General features: G+C 66.7%; 19 protein-coding genes. All 19 read left to right on the forward strand.

What is annotated here, in order from left to right; translation table 11 throughout:
- Window positions 1-3 precede the first annotated feature (3 nt).
- The 19 genes from metK (at window position 4) to ACX3O0_RS04430 (ending at window position 21,736) form a co-directional block, all read left to right on the forward strand.
- The gene (metK, locus tag ACX3O0_RS04340; RefSeq protein ID WP_459093356.1) at window positions 4-1,200 is read left to right on the forward strand and encodes a methionine adenosyltransferase; all 1,197 of its coding nucleotides are present in this window, start codon (window positions 4-6) and stop codon (window positions 1,198-1,200) included.
- 82 nt (window positions 1,201-1,282) lie between these two features.
- Window positions 1,283-3,253, forward strand: a complete 1,971-nt coding sequence (locus tag ACX3O0_RS04345) for a primosomal protein N' family DNA-binding protein (RefSeq protein WP_459106905.1) — start codon at window positions 1,283-1,285, stop codon at window positions 3,251-3,253.
- Window positions 3,254-3,272: 19 nt separating this feature from the next.
- Window positions 3,273-4,208: a methionyl-tRNA formyltransferase gene (locus tag ACX3O0_RS04350; protein WP_459108445.1), complete on the forward strand. Its 936-nt coding sequence runs from the start codon at window positions 3,273-3,275 to the stop codon at window positions 4,206-4,208.
- Window positions 4,205-5,620: an RsmB/NOP family class I SAM-dependent RNA methyltransferase gene (locus tag ACX3O0_RS04355; RefSeq protein WP_459106906.1), complete on the forward strand. Its 1,416-nt coding sequence runs from the start codon at window positions 4,205-4,207 to the stop codon at window positions 5,618-5,620. The genes ACX3O0_RS04350 and ACX3O0_RS04355 overlap by 4 nt, the downstream gene beginning before the upstream one ends.
- Window positions 5,621-5,652: 32 nt before the next feature.
- Window positions 5,653-6,318 (forward strand): ribulose-phosphate 3-epimerase, encoded by a 666-nt coding sequence (gene rpe, locus ACX3O0_RS04360; RefSeq protein WP_459106907.1) that lies wholly within the window; start codon window positions 5,653-5,655, stop codon window positions 6,316-6,318.
- A gap of 88 nt (window positions 6,319-6,406) precedes the next feature.
- Complete coding sequence (locus ACX3O0_RS04365; RefSeq protein WP_459093360.1) at window positions 6,407-6,781, forward strand: FKBP-type peptidyl-prolyl cis-trans isomerase; 375 nt, start codon at window positions 6,407-6,409, stop codon at window positions 6,779-6,781.
- Window positions 6,782-6,818: 37 nt separating this feature from the next.
- Window positions 6,819-7,082 (forward strand): phosphoribosyl-ATP diphosphatase, encoded by a 264-nt coding sequence (locus tag ACX3O0_RS04370; RefSeq protein ID WP_459106908.1) that lies wholly within the window; start codon window positions 6,819-6,821, stop codon window positions 7,080-7,082.
- A 72-nt stretch (window positions 7,083-7,154) separates the two neighbouring features.
- A complete protein-coding gene (gene hisG / locus ACX3O0_RS04375; RefSeq protein WP_459106909.1) occupies window positions 7,155-7,994 on the forward strand; it encodes an ATP phosphoribosyltransferase in 840 nt (279 codons plus the stop codon).
- On the forward strand, window positions 7,994-8,767 hold the full coding sequence (gene hisF, locus ACX3O0_RS04380) for an imidazole glycerol phosphate synthase subunit HisF (RefSeq protein ID WP_459093363.1): 774 nt from the start codon (window positions 7,994-7,996) through the stop codon (window positions 8,765-8,767). Before hisG ends, hisF begins: the two co-directional genes overlap by 1 nt.
- Window positions 8,764-9,144: a phosphoribosyl-AMP cyclohydrolase gene (hisI, locus tag ACX3O0_RS04385; protein ID WP_459093364.1), complete on the forward strand. Its 381-nt coding sequence runs from the start codon at window positions 8,764-8,766 to the stop codon at window positions 9,142-9,144. The genes hisF and hisI overlap by 4 nt, the downstream gene beginning before the upstream one ends.
- Entirely contained in the window at window positions 9,141-10,658 is a 1,518-nt protein-coding gene (locus ACX3O0_RS04390; protein WP_459106910.1) for an anthranilate synthase component I, read from the forward strand. The genes hisI and ACX3O0_RS04390 overlap by 4 nt, the downstream gene beginning before the upstream one ends.
- Window position 10,659: 1 nt before the next feature.
- On the forward strand, window positions 10,660-11,244 hold the full coding sequence (locus ACX3O0_RS04395) for a Trp biosynthesis-associated membrane protein (protein WP_459093366.1): 585 nt from the start codon (window positions 10,660-10,662) through the stop codon (window positions 11,242-11,244).
- 34 nt (window positions 11,245-11,278) lie between these two features.
- Complete coding sequence (locus tag ACX3O0_RS04400) at window positions 11,279-11,509, forward strand: DUF6704 family protein (protein WP_459093367.1); 231 nt, start codon at window positions 11,279-11,281, stop codon at window positions 11,507-11,509.
- Between the two features lie 54 nt (window positions 11,510-11,563).
- On the forward strand, window positions 11,564-12,337 hold the full coding sequence (trpC, locus tag ACX3O0_RS04405) for an indole-3-glycerol phosphate synthase TrpC (protein ID WP_459093485.1): 774 nt from the start codon (window positions 11,564-11,566) through the stop codon (window positions 12,335-12,337).
- A complete protein-coding gene (trpB, locus tag ACX3O0_RS04410; protein ID WP_459093368.1) occupies window positions 12,337-13,548 on the forward strand; it encodes a tryptophan synthase subunit beta in 1,212 nt (403 codons plus the stop codon). The genes trpC and trpB overlap by 1 nt, the downstream gene beginning before the upstream one ends.
- Window positions 13,545-14,336, forward strand: a complete 792-nt coding sequence (gene trpA / locus ACX3O0_RS04415; protein WP_459093369.1) for a tryptophan synthase subunit alpha — start codon at window positions 13,545-13,547, stop codon at window positions 14,334-14,336. The genes trpB and trpA overlap by 4 nt, the downstream gene beginning before the upstream one ends.
- Window positions 14,337-14,457: 121 nt before the next feature.
- Window positions 14,458-15,540, forward strand: a complete 1,083-nt coding sequence (gene lgt / locus ACX3O0_RS04420) for a prolipoprotein diacylglyceryl transferase (protein WP_459093486.1) — start codon at window positions 14,458-14,460, stop codon at window positions 15,538-15,540.
- A gap of 123 nt (window positions 15,541-15,663) precedes the next feature.
- On the forward strand, window positions 15,664-20,289 hold the full coding sequence (gene gltB / locus ACX3O0_RS04425) for a glutamate synthase large subunit (protein WP_459106911.1): 4,626 nt from the start codon (window positions 15,664-15,666) through the stop codon (window positions 20,287-20,289).
- Complete coding sequence (locus ACX3O0_RS04430) at window positions 20,282-21,736, forward strand: glutamate synthase subunit beta (RefSeq protein ID WP_459093371.1); 1,455 nt, start codon at window positions 20,282-20,284, stop codon at window positions 21,734-21,736. The genes gltB and ACX3O0_RS04430 overlap by 8 nt, the downstream gene beginning before the upstream one ends.
- The last annotated feature ends 6 nt before the right edge of the window (window positions 21,737-21,742 follow it).

Genomic DNA, 21,742 nt, shown 5'->3' on the forward strand with positions numbered 1-21,742 from the left:
CCGATGACCTCCCCGCTTCGTCTGTTCACCTCGGAATCCGTGACCGAGGGGCACCCGGACAAGATCTGCGACCAGATCTCGGACCACATCCTGGATGCCCTGCTCGAACAGGACCCGCGGAGCCGGGTTGCGGTCGAGACCCTGGTGACGACCGGACTGGTGCACGTGGCCGGCGAGGTCACCACCGACGGTTACGTCGAGATTCCCCGCATCGTGCGCGAAGTCATCACGGGCATCGGCTACAACTCGTCCGAGGTGGGCTTCGATGGGAGCAATTGCGGTGTGACGGTTTCCATCGGCGCCCAGTCGCCCGACATCGCGCAGGGCGTCGACAGCGCGTTGGAAGAACGCGAAGGGCACGGAGCAGACCCGCTCGACCACCAGGGCGCCGGCGACCAGGGCATCATGTACGGCTTCGCAACGACGGAGACTCCGTCGTACATGCCGCTTCCGATCTGGCTGGCGCACCGACTTTCTGAGCGGCTTGCGGAGGCTCGCAAGAGCCAGGTACTCGACTACCTGAGGCCGGATGGCAAGACCCAGGTGACCATCGGTTACGAGGGCCTGGTTCCGCGCACAATCGACACCGTGGTGCTGTCCACCCAGCACGCGCCGGGAATAGCGATGTCGGCCCTTGCCGCCGACATGGCGGAGTTCGTGATCAATCCGGTGCTCGAGGCCTCCGGCCTGGACGCCTCAGGGGCCACCTTGCTGATCAACCCGACGGGCAAGTTCGAGATCGGCGGCCCGAAGGGCGACGCCGGTCTCACCGGGCGGAAGATCATCGTCGACACCTACGGCGGTGCTGCCAGGCACGGCGGTGGCGCGTTCAGCGGGAAAGACCCCTCGAAGGTCGACCGGTCCGCCGCCTACGCGTTGCGCTGGGTTGCCAAGAATGCGGTAGCCGCCGGGCTCGCGGAGCGGCTCGAAGTGCAGGTTGCCTACGCGATCGGCAAGTCGGCACCGGTCGGCCTGTACGTGGAGAGCTTCGGAACCGGCGTTGTCGACGACGACGTGATCATTCGCGCCATCAATGACGTGTTCGACCTCCGCCCGGCTGCGATCATCCGTGACCTCGACCTGCTGCGTCCGATCTACGCCCAGACGGCCACCTATGGTCATTTCGGCCGGGAGCTTCCCGACTTCACCTGGGAGCGGCTGGATCGGGTCGACGACCTGCGCAGCAGTGCCGGTCTCTAGCAGTGCCGTCTCCAGCAGTGCCGTCTCTAACAGTGCCGGGCCGTAGCGATGATGGGGCCGTAGCAATGGCAGGGCTGTAGTAGTGGCACGCTCGGCGCCGATAGCCAGGGTCCTGATCGATTCGTCGTTGCCCCAGCTGGACCGGCTTTTCGATTATTCGATCCCCGATTACCTGGCGGATGCCGCGGTGCCGGGCGTGCGCGTGAAAGTACCCCTGCGATCGGCCGGCCGGATCGCCGAAGGGTTCATTGTCGAGCTCGTTGACTCGGTCGACTACACCGGTGTGCTGAGCGAACTGGACTCCGTCGCGTCGCCTGTCCGGGTGCTGGCGCCGGAGGTGTACACGCTGGCTCGGCGCCTGGCCGACCGTGCAGCCGGCAGCGCGAACGACGTGGTGAGGCTCGCGGTGCCGAAACGCCAGGTGCGTGTCGAGAAGGCCTGGTTGTCCGCTCAGACACCGGTGTTGTCGCCCGTGGAGGCCAATTCGGTTCAGGACTACCCGTCGGATGCGTTCGAGGCAGTCCTCGAGCACGGCGGCAGACTCGCTGTCGACGCGATCCCGCGCCTGGTGCAATTGCCTGATGGCTCCTGGGTAGGGCACTGGGCGGTGACACTTGCCGCTCTGGCCACCCAGGTGGTCGCATCCGGCAAGTCGGCGATCCTCGCTGTTCCCGACTACCGCGATCAGGAGCAATTGCAATTGGCCCTGGCCGCGATGCTCCCGGCGGACAGGCTGGTTCGGCTGGATGCCCGACAAGCGAACCCTGAACGCTACCGCGACCTGTTGGCCTGCCTCGATGGGCAGGCGCGCGTGATTGTCGGCAACCGCTCCGTCGTCTATGCGCCCGCCCGGAACCTGGGCTTGATCGGCTTGTGGGACGACTCCGATCCGCTGCACGCCGAGCCGCTCAGCCCCTACGTGCACACTCGGGACGCCGCATTGGTGCGCCAGGAGCAACAGGGCGGTGCGCTGGTCTTCCTGGGACACACCCGCAGCACGGAGGTGCAGCGGCTCGTTGAGCACGGGTGGGCGACCGAGGTGCGCCCCCAGCGCGCATATCTCCCGAAGGTCATTCCGACTGCAGGCCAGGGCGCTGACAATCCCCACGCGGCATTCGCCCGTATCCCGTCCAGTGCCTGGCAGCTTGCCCGCGACGCTGTGCGCGACGGTCCGGTGCTGGTGCAGGTGGCCAGGCCCGGCTACGCGCCGCGGCTGGCCTGTGACAGCTGTGGGCAATCGGCCCGCTGCACCGTCTGTGAAGGTCCGCTGGGGATGAAGTCTGCCCGCGGGGCGCCGTCCTGCCACTGGTGTGGGGCCATCGCCGCCAATTGGTCCTGCAACAATTGCGGCGGGCAGCGCTACCGGCTGGTCGGCCAGGGTTCGACGCGAACGGCCGAAGACCTGGGGCGCGCCTTTCCCGGCGTGAAGGTCGTGGTGGCCGACGGCGACCGCCCGCTGCTGACCGTTCCAGGCAAGCCGGCATTGGTGATCTCCACCCGGGGCGCAGAACCCGTCGCCGACGGAGGTTACCGCGCTGTACTGCTGCTGGACGGGGAGCGGATGCTCGCACGAGAAGCGCTGAGGGTGGGGGAGGACTGCCTGCGCTGGTGGTCCAATGCCGCAGCTCTCGCGGCCCCGGGAGGTCCGGTGATCCTGGTCGGTGTCGGCGGTGCGCTGGCCACGGCGATGGCGACCTGGCGCCTCTCCGACTATGTCAGTTCCGAGCTGGCCGATCGTCGCCGGCTGCGCTTTCCGCCAGCGGTGCGTGTTGCGACGGTCACCGGCAGCGCGGACGCCGTGGACACGGCCGTCGCCGCCGCAGCAGAGGTGGCCGGCGTTGACGTGCTCGGACCGACGGCGGTCGAGGACGGTGTGCGGGCGATCGTCCGGTTCGAGTACGGTGCGGGAAGCCAGGTCGCGTCCATTCTTCGCTCCGCCATCATCCGCAACGCCACCACCAGGCGTAAGCGGGTGCCGCCCGGTGATGGGCGTCCTCCTGCGCTGCCTACACTGAAAGTGCGGTTCGATGATTCCGAACCGTTCGCCAATTGATGGGATGTCCGTGAGCGGAATGAGACTGGTTTTCGCCGGAAGCCCGGATGCCGCGGTGCCGAGCCTGCGCCTGATCGCCGGTTCACGCCACGAGGTTGCCGCCGTCATCACCAGGGAAGATTCCCCACAGGGACGCAAGCGGATCATGACCGAGACAGCCGTCGCCCTGGAAGCGGCGGCGCACGGGCTCCCGCTGATCAAGGCGAATCGCCTGGACTCCGCGGTCACCTCGGAGGTCGACGCCCTGGCTCCAGACCTCGGGGTGATCGTGGCTTACGGCGGCCTGGTGCGCGAGCCGCTGCTTTCCGTTCCCAGGCTCGGTTGGATCAACCTTCACTTCTCCCTCCTGCCCCGCTGGCGGGGGGCTGCGCCGGTGCAGCGCGCCATCATGGCCGGCGACGACGTGACCGGCGCATCCGTCTTCCAGCTGGTCCCCGAACTGGATGCTGGCGAGCTGTACGGCCAGTTCACCCAGGCGATCGGCGCACACGAGACGGCCGGTCACCTCCTGGAGTCGCTGGCGGATGGCGGTGCCGGGCTGCTGCTTCGCGTCATCGACGCCCTCGCGGACGGCACAGCCAGGGCTGAGGCGCAACAGGGCGACGTGACGTTGGCACCCAAACTGTCGCTGGCGGATGGCCGGATCGACTTCACCGCTCCCGCGACCATGGTGGGTGGCCAGATCCGCGGGGTGACCCCGGAGCCTGGGGCCTTCACCCAGCTTGACGGCGTTCGAGTGAAGGTGCTCGAAGCGGCGATCGCGCACGGCACGCCACGGTTGCCTCCCGGGCGGCTCGGCGAGGTGGATGGCCGCCCGGTCATCGGTACGGCGACGGACCCGATTGAACTGGTGCGCGTGCATCCGGCCGGCAAGAAGGCGATGGCCGCTGCGGACTGGTGGCGGGGTCGCCAGCCCGATGCCGCCTCCAGCGTTGATCAGGCGGCGAACCGATGAGCGGTCCACGGATCCAGCCGGCACGACGCGTGGCTTACGAGGTCATCAGTGCGGTTCGGGAGTCGGATGCCTATGCGAACCTGTTGCTGCCGGTCAAGCTCGAGCGGGCTGGGCTCTACGGCCCGGATGCCGGCCTGGCAACCGAGCTCACCTATGGCACGCTCCGCAGGCAGGGCTACTACGACGCCGTCATCGCTCTCGCCGCCGCGCGATCGACCGACAAGATCGACCCGGCCGTGCTGGACGTTCTCCGGCTCGCCTGTCACCAATTGCTGTCGATGAGGGTCGCGCAGCATGCCGCTGTCGATGAAGCGGTGAACCAGGCGCGGGAGGTCGCGTCGCGGTCGGCAACCGGCTTCGTCAACGGGGTTCTCCGAACCGTGACGCGCACGACTCCGGACGAGTGGCGCGCCCGGGTGCTCAGCAACCCGCGGAACGATGACGAACGGCTGTCACTGGAGCACTCGCATCCGGTGTGGATCGTCCGTGCCTTTCGGCAGGCGCTCAGTGCCGAGGGGAGGGCGGATGAGTTGGAGAGCCTGCTGGAGGCCGACAATCGGGCGCCCAAAGTCAGCCTGGTCGCCCTCCCCGGCCTCGCCTCGGTGCGCGAGGTAGCCGGCGAGAGGAAAGCGGAGTACTCCCCGGTGGCAGCGGTGAGCGACGGCGGCGACCCGGCGAACCTGGCCGGTGTGCGGGAGGGGCGGGTTCGGGTCCAGGACGAAGGCTCACAGCTGGCGGCGCTGGCACTCAGCCGTGCACGACCGATCGAGCCGGGCGAACGCTGGCTCGACCTCTGTGCAGGTCCGGGCGGGAAGGCGGCACTGCTCGCAGCGGAGGCGCTGACTGGCGGCGCAACACTGGTCGCCAACGAGGTGGTTCCCGCCCGCGCCCAGCTGGTGCGTAACGCCTTGGCCGTTTTCGCGGAACCACCGCAGGTACTGGTGCAGGACGGCACCACTTTCGGCCAGAACCTTCCTGAGCAATTCGACCGAATACTCATCGACGCACCGTGCACCGGCCTCGGCGCGCTCCGTCGTCGTCCGGAGGCACGCTGGCGCAAGCAGCCCCGCGATGTGCCGGAGCTCGCCGCCCTGCAGGCTGAGCTCCTCAGTTCCGGGCTGGCGGCCCTCAAGCCAGGTGGGCTCCTCGCCTACGTCACCTGCTCACCCCACCTGGGCGAAACCCGGCTCATTGTGGAGAACGCGGTGAGGGCCGCGGATGGCACGGTTGTGCAACTCAACACGGCTGAGGTGCTTCAGGGAGTGGCCAGCTCCCCGCTGGACCTCGGACCCTCCGACACCAGCGTCCAGTTGTGGCCACACCGGCACGGCACCGACGCGATGTTCATCTGCCTGCTGCAGAAGGTGCCAGCTGATGGCGCGGTGCCAGCCGATGGCGGAGTGCCCGCCTGATTCGGCTGGGCGTTCATCGTTAGGCTCGGCACATGACCGTGCGCATCAACCCCAGCATCCTCTCGGCAGACTTCGTCAACCTGGAGCCCGACCTGCACGCCATCGCGTCGGCCGACCTGGTTCACGTCGACGTCATGGACAACCATTTCGTCCCCAACCTGACGTTCGGCCCGCAGATGGTCGGCCGTATCCAGGAGGTGTCCCCGATCCCGCTGGATGTGCACCTGATGATCGAGGATCCGGACCGGTGGGCACCCGGTTACGCGGAACTCGGCGCTTACTCGGTGACCTTCCACGCCGAGGCCGCCGCTGACTCAGTGGCACTGGCGCGCCGCTTGCGGCAGATCGGCACCCGGGCGGGCATCGCCGTCAAACCGGGCACACCGATCGAATCACTTCTCGACCTGTTGCCCGAATTCGACCAGGTGCTCGTCATGACGGTCGAACCCGGTTTCGGCGGGCAGTCCTTCATGGAGCAGACCATGCCGAAACTGAGGTCACTGGCGGAGGCCGTCTCGAAGTCAGGGCTGGACGTCTGGCTGCAGGTCGACGGCGGCATCAACCAGGACACCATCGCCATAGCATCCGCTGCCGGAGCCAACACCTTCGTCGCCGGTTCCAGCGTGTTCGGCTCGCCAGACCGCGCCGCGCAAATCGGCCTGCTGCGGCAGGCGGCATCCGCTCACGCCCACCAATAGTTCCCGTTCCGGTCGCTTGCGTCCGTTCCGCCGGGCACTATCGTCCGGAACGGGCACTTTCGCAGGGCTGAAGTGGTTGAATTGGCGAATGAGCGAAACCAACAAGACCAAGCCGGAAATCGACTTCTACGACGGCGAAACTCCCACCGAACTCGTCATCACCGACATTGAGACAGGCGAGGGAGCCGAAGCAACCCCCGGCGCGACCGTCGATGTGCACTACCTCGGCGTCGACCTCGAGACCGGCGAAGAGTTCGACTCCTCCTGGAGCCGCGGGCAGTCCATCAACTTCCCCCTGGGAAGCCTCATCGCCGGCTGGCAGCAGGGCATCCCCGGAATGAAGGTCGGTGGGCGCCGCCAGCTGATCTGCCCGCCGAGCCTCGCCTACGGACCGGCAGGCGGAGGGCACCAGCTCTCCGGGCGCACACTGATCTTCGTGATCGACCTCCTTGGTGTCAGCTGAAGCGTCACACGGTGGCGGGGCTAGTAGCCTTGACACTGTGAAGACCTTCGACGACCTCTTCGAGGAACTGGAGCTGAAAGCCCAGACCCGGCCAGCCGGTTCCGGCACCGTGGCAGAGCTCGACGCCGGTGTGCATGCGATCGGCAAGAAGATCGTCGAAGAGGCCGCTGAGGTGTGGATGGCGGCCGAGTACCAGTCGAACGACGAGACGGCGCAGGAGATCTCCCAGCTGCTGTACCACCTGCAGGTGCTGATGCTTGCCAAGGGCCTGTCGACGGCGGACGTGTACCGACATCTGTGACCCTCAGCGCGCTGCGGTCTGTAGCGCGCATGTGTGTCATCGACCGCCCCAACGCTGAACAGAAAGACCACCATGCTTCGCATTGCAGTGCCCAACAAGGGTTCGCTGGCCGAGACCGCAGCAGAGATGCTCCACGAGGCCGGATATGCGGGTCGCCGGGATCCGCGCGCTCTCACGGTCAGCGACCAGGCGAATGATGCGGAGTTCTTCTACCTCCGCCCGCGTGACATCGCCACGTATGTCGGCTCCGGGGCGCTCGATGTCGGCATCACCGGGCGCGACCTGCTGCTTGACTCCGGTTCGGAGGCGGTCGAGGTCGCCCAACTGGATTTCGCAGCCTCGACATTCCGGTTTGCCGGCCCCGGCGACAGCTACCGCGAGCTCGGCGACCTCGCCGGAAAGAGGGTGGCGACCAGCTATCCGGGACTGGTGGGTGACTTCCTGACCCGGCATGGCGTGACCTCCGACCTGATCCGCCTGGATGGCGCCGTGGAGTCCGCAGTGAAGCTGGGGGTGGCGGATGCCGTCGCCGACGTGGTCTCGACCGGTTCTACCCTGCGGGCGCAGGGGCTGGAGATCTTCGGACCGGTCATCCTCGAGTCATCCGCTGTGTTGATCAGCGCCCCCACCCCGCCTTCGGGTCTCCAGACGCTGCAGCGTCGCCTCCAGGGAGTTTTGGTGGCGCGTCAATACGTGATGATGGATTACGACCTCCCGGCTGCACTCATCGAGGCAGCTTCGGCGATCACGCCAGGACTCGAATCGCCGACGATCTCGCCGCTGCGCGACAAGAACTGGGTCGCTGTGCGTTCGATGGTGAAGCGCGCCGGCATGAACCACGTCATGGACCAGCTGTACGCCCTGGGCGCGCGCGCCATCCTGGTCAGTCCGATCCACGCAGCCAGGCTCTGATGGGCGTCTCCGTGCGCGTGATCCCGTGCCTGGATGTTGCGGCCGGCCGCGTGGTCAAGGGCGTGAACTTCCTGAACCTTCGCGATGCCGGCGATCCGGTCGAGCTGGCCCGCAAGTACTACGAGCAGGGGGCGGATGAAATCACCTTCCTCGACGTGACGGCGACGGTCGACAACCGGGCGACCACCTACGATGTGGTCAGCGCCACGGCGGAGCAGGTCTTCATACCGCTCACGGTCGGTGGCGGAGTGCGCTCCGTCGACGACGTCGCCCGCCTTCAGGGAGCGGGGGCGGACAAGGTCGGCGTGAACAGCGCCGCAATCGCCCGGCCAGAGTTGTTGTCCGAGATCGCCGACCGTTTCGGTTCCCAGGCGCTGGTGCTCTCGCTCGACCTGAAGCGCTCGAACCGCGTGCCATCCGGCTTCGTGGTGACGACCCACGGTGGCCGAACCGAGACCGACCTCGACGGCCTCGCCTGGGCGCGCGAGGCGATCGAACGTGGCGCAGGGGAGTTGCTGGTCAACTCGATCGACGCCGACGGCACCAAGCAGGGCTTCGACCTCGAGCTGGTGCGTGCCATGCGCGAGGTCAGCACGGTGCCACTGATCGCCAGCGGGGGAGCGGGGGCGCTCGAGCACTTCCCGCCCGCGATCGCGGCCGGCGCTGATGCCGTACTGGCGGCATCCGTGTTCCACAATGCCGAATTCACCGTTGGCGATGTCAAGCGGGAGCTGGCAGCGGCCGGCGTCGACGTGAGGGAGGTTCCGGCATGACCCCGGACGAGCTGGAAGCGGCAATCGAGCGAACCAGGTTCAATGCCGACGGGTTGTTTCCCGCCATCATCCAGGAAGCAGGCACACGGCAGGTGCTCATGCTGGGCTGGATGGATGCGGAGGCGATGCGGCGCACCTTCACCGAGGGCCTCGTGACGTTCTGGTCCCGGTCCAGGCAGGAGTACTGGCGCAAGGGCGACACCTCCGGAAACCACCTCCACGTTCGCGGTGCCGCTCTCGACTGCGACGCCGATACCATCCTGGTCACCGTCGAAGCCGTTGCCGCCGCCTGCCACACCGGCGCGCACTCCTGCTTCGACGTCGACCCGCTCGACGTCGCCTCGAACCGTTTCGCACCCGAGGTGGAGCAGCCGTGAGTTCGACGACCCGCCAGCAATTCAACGACCTCCTGGACGATCACCGCGTGGTCCCGGTGATCCGTCAGCTCTTCGCCGACGGCGAAACCCCGGTCGGCATCTACCGCAAGCTGGCGGACGGCCGGCCGGGCACGTTCCTGCTCGAATCGGCCGAGCAGGGCGGCATCTGGTCCCGCTACTCGTTCATCGGCGTCTCCTCATTCGGTGTCCTCACCCAGAGGGCGGATGCCGTGACCTGGCTGGACTATGGAATCTCCGCCGAGCGCGCACTCGGCCCCGAGCATCCGCTCACCCCCCTGCACGCGGTCGCGCACCTCCATGCCCGCTGGGCAACCCCAGCCGTCGAAGGACATCCGCCGCTGACCGGGGGCCTGGTCGGCTTCATCGGCTGGGAGGCGGTGCGCCAGATCGAGCGGCTTCCCGATGTTCCGCCGGCCGACTACGACATCCCGGGTCAGGCCTTCAGCTTCGTCTCCGAACTGGTGGTGCTCGACCACCGAACCGGTTCTGTGCTCCTGGTGGCGACCGCGTTGAACGACGGGGTGGACGATCCGGACCAGTTGTGGCTCGACGCGCAGGCCAGGCTGGGCTCCATGCAGGAGCGGCTTGCCGAACCGGCAGAAGCGTGGCTGGCAGAAGTCGACCTTGCTCGTGAGCCGACCGCGGTCGCACGAACCACCGAGGCGGAGTTTGCGGCAGCCGTCGAGCGGTCGAAGCAGTACATCCACGATGGGGATGTCTTCCAGGTGGTCATCTCGCAACGCTTCGACCACGAGGTGTCCGCCGAACCGATCGACGTCTACCGGGTGCTCAGAACGCTCAATCCGAGCCCGTACATGTACCTGCTGGCGCTGGACACCCCCGACGGCGAACCGTACTGGGTGGTCGGCTCGTCTCCTGAGGCGCTGGTGAAGGTGGAGTCCGGTCGGGTCTACAGTCACCCGATCGCCGGATCCCGCCCACGTGGGGCGTCGCCCGATGAGGACGGCACCTTCGCCGAAGACCTGATCGGTGACCCGAAGGAGCGTGCTGAACACCTGATGCTGGTCGACCTCGCCCGGAACGACCTGCAGAAAGTCTGTCTTCCAGGTTCTGTTGAGGTCACCGAGTTCATGCAGGTGGAGCGATTCAGCCACATCATGCACCTGGTCTCCAGCGTCGAGGGCGACCTGGCACCAGGACATTCACCGCTGGACGTCTTCACAGCGACGTTCCCGGCAGGCACGCTCTCCGGTGCACCGAAACCCCGGGCGCTGGAGATCATCGACGAGCTGGAGGTCGCCCAGCGCGGCCTCTACGGCGGCGTGGTCGGCTACTTCGACTTCGCCGGAAACCTCGACCTGGCCATCGCCATCCGGACCACGACGATCTCGGGGGGTGTCGCCCGCGTTCAGGCCGGCGCCGGCCTGGTCGCCGACTCTGACGCGCGCACGGAGTTCGTCGAATCGCAGAACAAGGCTGCCGCTCCGCTCCGCGCGGTTGCCGTGGCGAACGCTATGCGGCGGGTGCGTTGAGATGATTCGCCGTCTGAAGCCGATCAGCCTCCTCCTGAGCCTCCTGTTCAGCGCCCTGACCTTGCTGTCGTGGACGATGACCTGGTTCGTGGTGAACCTCGGCGGCGAGGGTGCGGGCCAGGCCATCCCGGTGACCGGCGAAGTCGCTGCACCGGCACTCGCGGCCCTCGGCCTTGCCGGCCTTGCCCTGGTGGCGGCGCTGGCCATCGCCGGCCCTGCCTTCCGAATCGTCCTGGGCCTGCTTCAGGTGGCAATCGGGGCGAGCATCGGGATCTCCGCCTGGGGCGCGATCGTGGATCCCGTTGCCGCCTCGACGCCACTCGTCACCCAGACAACCGGAATCTCCGGTGGTGAGTCGATCGAGGCGCTGGTGACGGCAGCTTCCACCACTCCCTGGCCGGCAATCACGATGGTCATCAGCGTCCTCATGGCACTGACCGGCGTCCTCATCGTCGTCACCGCTCGCACCTGGCCCACGGCGACGAGCCGGTACCAGAGCGTCCGGCTGGAGGAGGCGGATGCCCCGCGCTCCGCGGTTTCGGATTGGGACTCCTTGAGCGATGGCTCAGATCCCACGTCACGATAGACTTTTCGAGAATTCACCCGCGTTAAGGAGCACCATGAACGAAGACATCTCAGACCCCGGACACGGCCACTCACCCGCAGCATGGACCTCGGTCATCATCATGCTGATCGCGTTCGCTATCGGCACGGTGGGGTTCTGGCTCGACGTTCCGCTGATCGTCTGGGGTGCGGGCGCGCTCATCGTCGTCGGCGCGATTGTCGGCTGGACGATGACGAGGGCCGGCTACGGGGTAGGCGGCTCCCGCTACACTCCGGGCGATAACTGACGCCTGGCTGTGAATACCGACCAGACATCCATCGGTCACCTGCAGACCGGCTCCCTGCTCGCCGACCTCGTCGGTGGTGCGCGGGAGGACGCCGCCAGCCGGAGATTGCGCCGCAGCCTCGCTGAGGTGGAGTCGGCGGCGCTGAGCCGAGCGCCGGCCATCGACGCCATGCAGGCGCTTGCGCCGGCCGAACGGGTGAAGATCATCGCCGAGGTCAAGCGCGCCAGTCCCTCCCGTGGTCTGCTCTCGCAGATCCCGGATCCGGCAGCATTGGCCGTCTCCTACGAGCTCGGCGGCGCGAGCGCGATCAGCGTACTCACCGAGCGGCGGCGGTTCGGCGGGTCACTCGCCGACCTTGAAGCGGTGAAGGATGCGGTGAGCCTGCCCGTCTTGCGCAAGGACTTCATCGCCGAGCCGTACCAGGTGTTCGAAGCACGTGCGGCGGGTGCAGACATCGTGCTGCTCATTGTGGCCGCGCTCGACCAGCCGACCCTGCAGGAACTGTACGCGTTGGTCACCCAGCTCGGGATGACCGCGCTGGTGGAGGCGCACGACGCCGAAGAGGTGAGCCGGGCGCTGGAGGTCGGAGCCGGGCTGGTCGGTGTGAACGCACGCGACCTGAATACCTTCGAAATGGACCAGGACCTCTTCGGGAGGCTGGCCGACCGGATTCCCTCCGGCGTCATCCGCGTCGCAGAATCTGCAGTGAAGTCCGTGGCTGACGTGGCGCATTACCGGCAGGCCGGCGCCGATGTCGTGTTGGTCGGTGAGGCCCTCGTCATCGGCGGGGATCCGGTGAAGGCTCTCGAAGAATTCCGGGCCGTCTGATGGCACTACGAGACCAGACAGGACCATTCTTCGGCGAGTACGGTGGACGTTTCATGCCCGAATCGCTGATCAAGGCAATCGACGAACTGGCGGCAGCCTACGACGTGGCCAAGGACGACCCGGAGTTCCAGGCGGAACTGGCTGAGCTGCACCGAAGTTACACCAGCCGCCCGTCCATCATCACCGAGGTCGCCCGATTCGCCGAGCATGCTGGGGGAGCGCGCATCATCCTCAAGCGCGAAGACCTCAACCACACCGGATCGCACAAGATCAACAACGTCCTCGGTCAGGCATTGCTGACCAAGCGGCTCGGCAAGACGCGCGTGATCGCCGAGACCGGTGCAGGACAGCACGGCGTGGCCACTGCGACCGCGGCCGCGTTGTTCGGGCTTGATTGCACGGTCTACATGGGCGAGGTCGATACCGAGCGACAGGCCCTCAACGTGGCCAGAATGCGGTTGCTCGGCGCCAATGTCGTCCCGGTGACGACCGGGTCCCGCACGCTGAAAGACGCCATCAACGAGGCGTACCGCGAATGGGTCACCTCGGTGGAGACCACCAATTACATCTTCGGAACTGCGGCCGGTCCGCATCCGTTCCCCACCATGGTGCGTGACTTCCAGAAAATCATCGGCGAAGAGGCCAGGCAGCAGGTGCTCGACCTCACCGGCCGGCTGCCCGACGCCGTCATGGCCTGTGTCGGCGGCGGATCGAACGCCATCGGCATCTTCCACGCCTTCCTCGACGACGCGGATGTCGCGCTGTACGGGATTGAGGCAGCCGGAGACGGCGTCGACACCGACAGGCACGCCGCCTCCATCGAACGAGGACGCCCCGGCGTTCTGCACGGCGCACGCAGCTACCTACTGCAGGACGACGACGGCCAGACCATCGAATCGCACTCGATTTCCGCCGGCCTCGACTATCCCGGCGTCGGACCGGAGCACGCCTGGCTCGCCGACATCGGCCGTGCGAGCTACCTGCCGGCCACTGATACTGAAGCAATGGATGCCTTGCAGTTGCTCAGCCGCACCGAGGGAATCATCCCCGCCATCGAGTCCGCGCACGCCCTGGCCGGAGCCATCCGGCTCGGCAAGGAACTCGGGAAAGACGCAGTGATCCTGGTGAACCTCAGTGGACGCGGCGACAAGGACGTCGCAACCGCCGGACGCTGGTTCGGGCTGATGGACGAAGGAGCACGACAGGAATGACCACGACCGTGCATTCCGTTGAGGAGAGAATCCGCGCGAGGAAGACCGAAGGCAATGGGAGCCTCGTCGGCTACTTGCCCGTCGGTTTCCCCGACCTGAAGACGAGCATTGATGCCGCCGTCGCCTTGGCCGAGAACGGCGCCGACGTTCTCGAACTCGGTGTGCCATACTCCGACCCCGTCATGGACGGCCTCGTCATCCAGCAGGCGACCCAGTCCGCGCTCAGCAACGGCTTCCGGCTGCGCGACGTCTTCACCGCGGTCGAGGCGATCCGTGCCCGCGTGGATGTGCCAGTGCTGGTGATGACCTACTGGAACCCGGTCCTGCAGTTCGGCGTCGATCGGTTCGCCGACGCGTTGGTCGCCGCGGGCGGGGCCGGACTCATCACCCCGGACATCACCCCGGACTCCGCCGCCGACTGGATTGCGACCAGCGACCGCACCGGACTCGACCGGGTCTTCCTCGCCGCACCCACCTCAACGGACGAACGCCTGAAGAGCACAGTGCACGCCACCCGTGGTTTCGTCTACGCCGTTTCGACCATGGGCATCACCGGTGCCCGGTCGGATGTCGACAGCGCGGCACGCTCCCTGGTTGCACGATTGCGCGAAGCCGGGTCAACCAGTACCTGTGTCGGAATCGGCATCTCCACCGCCGACCAGGTTCGCGAGGTGCTCGAATACGCGGATGGCGCCATCGTGGGTTCCGTCCTGGTGAAGGCGTTGTCCGATGGAGGAGTTCCGGCGTTGGCCCGGGTGGCCGCCGAGCTTTCGGCCGGTACCCGGTAATCACCTGTCATACGCAACCAACTAGGCTGTTCACGCAGTTCTCAGTGAGCCGGCCGAGGCCATAGTCGGCCAGAGCCACCCGATCGACAGACAACGAAAGGCGACCAGTTCCTTGTTGCCCCTGAGCATTCCCAGCCCGAGCTACGACTGGCAGTCCTTCAACGTCGGCCAGTGGCTGCGCGACCTCGGCCTGGAGTGGGCCACCTTCAACCTGGAGATCCGCGCCTACGCCGTCTGCATCCTGATCGGCATCTTCGTCGCTGCCTTCATGACCAATCGCCGCCTGGTCCGCCGCGGCGGTGAGCCGTGGGTCATCCTGGACATCTGCCTCTTCGCCGTGCCGCTGGGCATCATCGGCGCACGGATCTTCCACGTGGTCACGCACCCGGACGACTACTTCTTCCCCGGCGCCGACCTGATGCGAACGTTGTACATCTGGGAGGGCGGCATCGCGATCTTCGGTGCGCTCCTCGGCGGCGCCGTCGGCGCCTACATCGGCTGCCGGGTCACCGGGGTGCGGTTTTGGAGCTTCGCGGATGCGCTCGCGCCGGCCATCCTGCTGGCACAGGCCTTCGGACGCTTCGGAAACTGGTTCAACCACGAATTGTTCGGCCTTCCGACCGACCTGCCCTGGGGCCTGGAGATCGAATCGACCAACCCGGCGTTCCCTGCCGGGCTGCCGGAAGGCACACTCTTCCACCCGACGTTCCTGTACGAGGTCATCTGGAATGTGCTCGGTGTGCTGGTGCTGCTCTACCTCGAGCGCAAGTACCGCCTCGGCCGCAGGGACATTGCCGGCTACTCCGTTCCGACCCTGATCCCGGGCGCGTATCGCTTGCAGTGGGGTCGTCTCTTCGCCGTCTACCTCATCTGGTACGGCGTGGGACGCACCGTGTGGGAGTCGATCCGCATCGACCCGAGTGAGATCTTCCTCGGCGTCCGCACGAACGTGTGGGCGGCGCTTGCTGCGATCCTGATCGGCGTGGTCATCCTCGTGGTGCAGGCACGCCGCCATCCTGGACTGGAACCGAGTGTCTATGTTCCGGGACGCGAATGGGAGCCGGATGCTGTTGTACACTCTGACGACACCTATACAGACAGCGAAGATGACGACGATGACGACGCCAGGCATTCCGAACTCGCTTCCCCTGTAGCCAACGGCGCAGCACCGTCCGCCACAAGCGGGTCCAGCGCCAAGTCTTAGCCTCAGTCCAGGTCTTAGCCTCAAGGATTGATGTCGGGCCGAACCCTCGCCCTGCCGTGTGACTGCTCTTTGGGCCGCCGACGTCCCACACGCAAGGTTCTTCTGACGCGAGGACGGTTCTGCATGTTCACCGATTCCGAAATCCCCGTACGCCCCAGGCAGAGCTCAGCGCCCGCCGTACGATCGCTCGCCCTCCAGCGCTTCAGCGCAACTCCCAGCGCCACCGGACTGTACGACCCCGCACTCGAACACGACGCGTGCGGGTTAGCCATGGTCGCGACGCTTCGCGGCACAGCCGGTCATGACATCATCGCCACAGCCCTCCAGGCGCTCCGCAACCTCGAACATCGTGGAGCCATCGGCTCCGATGCCGGCACCGGAGATGGCGCGGGCATCATCACCCAGATTCCGGATGCCTTCCTGAGGGCCGTGGTGGACTTCGTCCTCCCGGCGCAGGGCAGCTACGCCGTCGGCATCGCCTACCTGCCAGAAGACGAGGCCGAACGGGCCGGCATCAAGGACACGATTGCCCGCCTCGCCGACGGGGAGGGCCTGGCTGTCCTGGGCTGGCGGACCGTCCCGGTTCGCCCCGCTGAACTGGGAACCCTGGCCCGATCGGCCATGCCCGCGTTCGAACAGCTCTTCCTGAGCAGCATCCGCACGGATGCGGCGGGCGCCGGGTTGTCCGGGATCGCCCTCGACCGGCAGGCGTTCCGTCTTCGCAAGCGCGCCGAGCGCGAACTCACCGTCTACTTCCCTTCGCTGAGCTGCCGTACCCTGGTCTACAAGGGCATGGTGACGACTCTGCAGCTGGAGCCGTTCTACCCGGACCTCAGCGACGAGCGGTTCGCCTCCAAGCTGGCACTGGTGCACTCGCGCTATTCGACAAACACCTTCCCGTCGTGGCCGCTCGCCCAGCCGTTCAGGATGATCGCCCACAACGGCGAGATCAACACCGTTCAGGGAAACCGCAACTGGATGCGGGCGCGCCAATCGCAGCTCGAGTCCGAACTCCTCGGTGACCTCGACCCGATCCTGCCGATCCTCACGCCCGGTGCCAGCGATTCGGCGTCGTTCGATGAGGTCGTCGAACTCCTCAGCCTGACCGGACGATCGCTGCCGCACGCCGTGATGATGATGATCCCCGAGGCGTACGAGAACCGGGCGGACATCAACCAGGCCAGACGCGATTTCTACGAGTACCACTCCATGCTGATGGAGCCGTGGGATGGCCCAGCCGCTCTCGTGTTCACCGATGGCACGCTGGTCGGGGCAACCCTGGACCGCAACGGCTTGCGCCCGGGCCGGTACCTCATCACCGACGATGGACTGGTTGTGCTGGCCAGCGAGACCGGTGTGCTCGACATCGAGCCGAGTCGAATCGTTCGAAAAGGTCGCCTGCGTCCGGGGCGGATGTTCCTGGTCGACACGGAGGCCGGGCGGCTGGTCGAAGACGACGAGGTCAAGGCGGAGCTTGCGGCGTCCGAACCATGGGGCGAGTGGCTCCAGAACGGGCGGATCAATCTCAAGGACCTCCCGGAACGCGAACATATCGTGCACACGCCGGCTTCCGTCACCAGGCGCCAACGCACCTTCGGCTATACCGAGGAGGAAGTGCGCATCCTGGTGGCGCCGATGGCCCAGCACGGGGTGGAGCCCCTGGGCGCCATGGGGTCGGACACTCCCATCGCTGTTCTCGCCGACCGGCCGCGGCTGCTGTTCGACTACTTCACCCAGCAATTCGCGCAGGTCACCAACCCGCCGCTCGACTCGATCCGGGAAGAGGTCGTGACGTCGATGACACAGAACCTCGGACCGGAACGCAATCTCCTCGCGGCAACCCCCGCCCACGCGTACCAGATCGTGCTCGATTTCCCGGTCATCGACAACGACGAGTTGGCAAAGATCCAGCACATCGACGCGTCGCCCGGCAACCGCACCACCACCACGGTGAAGGGCCTCTACCGGGTGGATGACGGGCCACAGGCGATGGAGTCCAGGCTGGATGCCATGTGCGCGGAAGTAGACGACGCGATTCGGGGTGGCGCACGCTACATCGTGCTGTCCGACCGCGACTCCACCAGGGACCTCGCCCCGATTCCCTCGCTGCTCATGCTCGCAGCCGTGCACCACCACCTGATCCGAAACGAGAACCGCCTGGGGGTCGGCATCATCGTCGAGGCCGGCGACGTGCGCGAAGTGCACCATGTCGCCCTGCTGATCGGCTTCGGCGCTGCCGCGATCAACCCATACCTGGCCATGGAAACGGCGGAAGACCTGGTGCGCCGGGGAATGATCACCGGGGTCACGCCGGAAGAGGCAGTGCACAACCTGATCAAGGCGCTCGGGAAGGGCGTGCTCAAGATCATGTCGAAGATGGGCATCTCCGTCGTCGGATCGTACTCGAGCGCCCAGGCGTTCGAAGCCGTCGGGCTGTCTCGCTCGTTCGTGGACCGCTACTTCACTGGAACCATCAGCCGACTCGATGGCGTCGGGCTCGATGTGATCGCCGCCGAGAACCTGGCCAGGCACGAGGGCGCCTACCCGCATGACGGTCAGCGCCCGCACGAGCGGCTGGCTGTCGGCGGAGAATACCAATGGCGCCGGGACGGGCCACCACACCTGTTCAACCCAGACACCGTCTTCCGGCTGCAACACGCCACCAGGAGCCGGCGCTACGACATTTTCCGGGACTACACCAAGCTCGTGGACGACCAGGCCGGGAACCTGATGACCCTGCGCGGTCTGTTCAAGCTGAGAACAAACATCCGCAAGCCGGTCCCCATCGATGAGGTGGAATCGGTCGCATCAATCGTGAAGCGTTTCAGCACTGGAGCGATGAGCTACGGCTCCATCAGCGAGGAAGCGCATGAAACCCTCGCCATCGCCATGAACCAGCTCGGCGCCCGCAGCAACACGGGTGAGGGCGGAGAAGACGTCGATCGCCTTCTCGACCCGGCCAGGCGTAGCGCCATCAAGCAGGTGGCCTCCGGCCGTTTCGGCGTCACCAGCCTGTACCTCACCCATGCCACTGACCTCCAGATCAAGATGGCGCAGGGAGCCAAGCCGGGAGAGGGCGGCCAGCTGCCCGCGGCCAAGGTCTACCCGTGGATCGCCAGGACCAGGCACGGCACCGCGGGCGTGGGGCTCATCTCCCCGCCTCCGCATCACGACATCTACTCGATCGAAGACCTGAAGCAGCTGATCTTCGACCTGAAGCGGGCCAACCCGACCGCCCGCGTGCACGTCAAGCTGGTCAGCCAGAGCGGCATCGGCGCGGTGGCTGCCGGCGTGGCGAAGGCGCTGGCGGACGTCGTGCTGGTGTCCGGACACGATGGGGGAACCGGCGCCAGCCCGGTGAACTCGCTGAAGCACGCCGGAACCCCCTGGGAACTGGGGCTCGCGGAGACCCAGCAGACCCTCATGCTCAACGGCATGCGGGACCGCGTCGTCGTGCAGGTGGACGGCCAGCTCAAAACCGGTCGCGATGTGATCGTTGCCGCACTCCTCGGCGCGGAGGAGTTCGGGTTTGCCACCGCACCGCTGATCGTCTCCGGATGCATCATGATGCGGGTGTGCCACCTGGACACCTGCCCCGTTGGCGTTGCCACCCAGAACCCCGAACTGCGGGCGCGTTTCTCCGGTAAGCCGGAGTTCGTCGTCAACTTCTTCGAATTCCTCGCCCAGGAGGTGCGCGAATATCTCTCCGAACTGGGCTTCCGGTCCATCGAGGATGCGATCGGGCACAAAGAAGTACTCGAGGTAGACCAGGCGATCGAGCACTGGAAGGCCGGCGGACTCGACCTGAGCCCGATCCTCGAAGGGCCGTCGTTCCCGGACGATGCACCGAGGGCGAATCGCGTCCCCCAGGACCACGACCTGGAAAACCACTTCGACATGGAGCTGATTCAGCGGGCATCCGACGCCCTGCTCACCGGCAACCCGGTAGCGATCTCGCTGCCGGTGCGCAACACGGACCGCGCAGTGGGAACGATGCTCGGCCATGAAGTCACGCTCCGCCACGGCGAGCACGGGCTTCCCACCGGCACCATCGAGGTGAAGCTCACCGGTTCCGCCGGGCAGTCGCTGGGGGCCTTCCTGCCGCCAGGAATCACCATCCGGCTCGAAGGGGAGAGCAACGACTACGTCGGCAAGGGCCTCTCCGGTGGCCAGATCATCGTTCGCCCTGACGATCGAAGCGTGTTCCCGGCCGAGCGCAACGTCATCGCTGGAAACGTCATCGGGTACGGCGCGACCCAGGGCAGCATGTTCCTCCGTGGACTGGTCGGCGAGCGGTTCCTGGTGCGCAATTCCGGCGCCACTGCCGTGGTCGAAGGCGTCGGAGACCACGCGCTGGAGTACATGACCGGCGGACTGGCCGTGATCCTCGGCACGACCGGCCGCAACTTGGGTGCCGGCATGTCCGGCGGCACAGCGTACGTGTACGACCTCCACCGGGAGAGCGTCAACCGCGAAGCCCTCAGCAGTGGAGAGCTCGCCCTCCTCCCTCTCGGCAGCGCGGACCTGGCCATCGTCACGGACCTCCTGACGCGGCACCTGGCGGAAACGGGGTCGACACTTGCCGAGCGGATGCTCGCAGCCGGGGAAACAGCATTGGCCAGGTTCGTCAAGGTGCTGCCCCGCGACTTCGCTGCCGTTGTGGCGACCAGGCAGGCGGCGATCGAAGAAGGGCTCGACCCCGACGGGGACGTTGTCTGGGGACGAATCATGGAGGTGACCGGTGGCTGATCCACGCGGATTCCTGAAGACGCGCGAGCGTGAGCTTCCCCCCAGGCGGCCGGTATCCATTCGCCTGATGGACTGGAAGGAGGTGTACGAGCAAGGCGATGCCGCAACACTGCGCCGCCAGGCCGGGCGCTGCATGGATTGCGGTATCCCGTTCTGCCACCAGGGCTGCCCGCTCGGCAACCTCATCCCGGAGTGGAACGACCTCATGCGCCGGGGGGAGGGACGGCAGGCGATCGAAAGGCTGCACGCCACCAACAACTTCCCGGAGCTCACCGGGCGCCTCTGCCCGGCACCCTGCGAATCTTCCTGCGTGCTCGGGATCAACCAGCCGCCGGTGACCATCAAGCAGGTGGAGGTGTCGATCATCGACCAGGCGTTCGCCAACGAGTGGGTGGAACCGCATCCGCCAGGTCGCCTCACCGGCAAGACCGTGGCCGTGGTGGGCTCCGGACCCGCCGGGCTGGCTGCCGCGCAGCAGCTGACCAGGGCCGGCCACACGGTTGCGGTGTTCGAACGCGACGACCGTATCGGCGGCTTGCTCCGTTACGGCATTCCGGACTTCAAGCTCGAGAAGAAACACCTCGAAATGCGCCTGCGGCAGATGCAGGCCGAAGGAACCCGGTTCCGGGCCGGGGTGAACGTCGGCGTCGACGTGACCTGGGCTGATCTCCGATCGCGCTATGACGCCGTGATCGTGGCCACCGGCGCTTTGGTGCCGCGCGACCTCCCCATCCCCGGGCGCGACCTGCCAGGCGTCCACTTCGCCATGGAGTACCTGGTGCAGCAGAACCGGGTCGGTGCAGGAGACCGCGTCGACAACCAGATCACCGCGGCGGGCAAGCACGTCGTCGTGCTGGGCGGCGGCGACACCGGGGCGGACTGCATCGGGACGGCACACCGCCAGCAGGCGCTATCGGTGACAAACCTCGCCATCGGGACCAGGCCGCCGGCGGAGCGAGCCGAACATCAGCCCTGGCCCATGTCGCCGACCCTGTTCGAGGTGTCGAGCGCACATGAGGAGGGCGGCGAGCGGGTCTACCTGGCCTCCACCGTGGAGTTCCTCCCCAACGAGGTCGGGGAGGTACGGGGGATCCGGGTCGCCGAAACTGAGTACCTCGACGGGCGTCGGGTGCCGAAAGCCGGAACCGAGCGGGAAATCCCGGCAGACCTGGTGCTGCTCGCGCTCGGCTTCAGCGGAACGGAGTCCGATTCCCTGCGCACGCAGTTGCGGGTGCCGCTCGACGCGGGCAATGTCGAGCGCGACGACGACTATCAGACCAGTGAATCCGGCGTGTTCGTCGCCGGTGATGCCGGCCGTGGGCAGTCGCTCATCGTCTGGGCGATCGCGGAAGGGCGGTCGGTTGCGGCATCCGTCGACCGTTTCCTGCAGGGCGAGACAGAGCTGCCGGCACCCGTGAAGCCAACAGACAGGGCAATCGCCCTCTAATCTGGT

It is taken from the genome of Homoserinimonas sp. A447, from assembly GCF_054489325.1.

Coding starts and splice junctions, on each gene's coding strand:
- metK (WP_459093356.1), top strand. CDS start 4: ATGACCTCCCCGCTTCGTCTGTTCACCTCGGAATCCGTGACCGAGGGG.
- ACX3O0_RS04350 (WP_459108445.1), top strand. CDS start 3,273: ATGAGACTGGTTTTCGCCGGAAGCCCGGATGCCGCGGTGCCGAGCCTG.
- ACX3O0_RS04355 (WP_459106906.1), top strand. CDS start 4,205: ATGAGCGGTCCACGGATCCAGCCGGCACGACGCGTGGCTTACGAGGTC.
- rpe (WP_459106907.1), top strand. CDS start 5,653: ATGACCGTGCGCATCAACCCCAGCATCCTCTCGGCAGACTTCGTCAAC.
- ACX3O0_RS04365 (WP_459093360.1), top strand. CDS start 6,407: ATGAGCGAAACCAACAAGACCAAGCCGGAAATCGACTTCTACGACGGC.
- hisG (WP_459106909.1), top strand. CDS start 7,155: ATGCTTCGCATTGCAGTGCCCAACAAGGGTTCGCTGGCCGAGACCGCA.
- hisF (WP_459093363.1), top strand. CDS start 7,994: ATGGGCGTCTCCGTGCGCGTGATCCCGTGCCTGGATGTTGCGGCCGGC.
- hisI (WP_459093364.1), top strand. CDS start 8,764: ATGACCCCGGACGAGCTGGAAGCGGCAATCGAGCGAACCAGGTTCAAT.
- ACX3O0_RS04395 (WP_459093366.1), top strand. CDS start 10,660: ATGATTCGCCGTCTGAAGCCGATCAGCCTCCTCCTGAGCCTCCTGTTC.
- ACX3O0_RS04400 (WP_459093367.1), top strand. CDS start 11,279: ATGAACGAAGACATCTCAGACCCCGGACACGGCCACTCACCCGCAGCA.
- trpB (WP_459093368.1), top strand. CDS start 12,337: ATGGCACTACGAGACCAGACAGGACCATTCTTCGGCGAGTACGGTGGA.
- trpA (WP_459093369.1), top strand. CDS start 13,545: ATGACCACGACCGTGCATTCCGTTGAGGAGAGAATCCGCGCGAGGAAG.
- gltB (WP_459106911.1), top strand. CDS start 15,664: ATGTTCACCGATTCCGAAATCCCCGTACGCCCCAGGCAGAGCTCAGCG.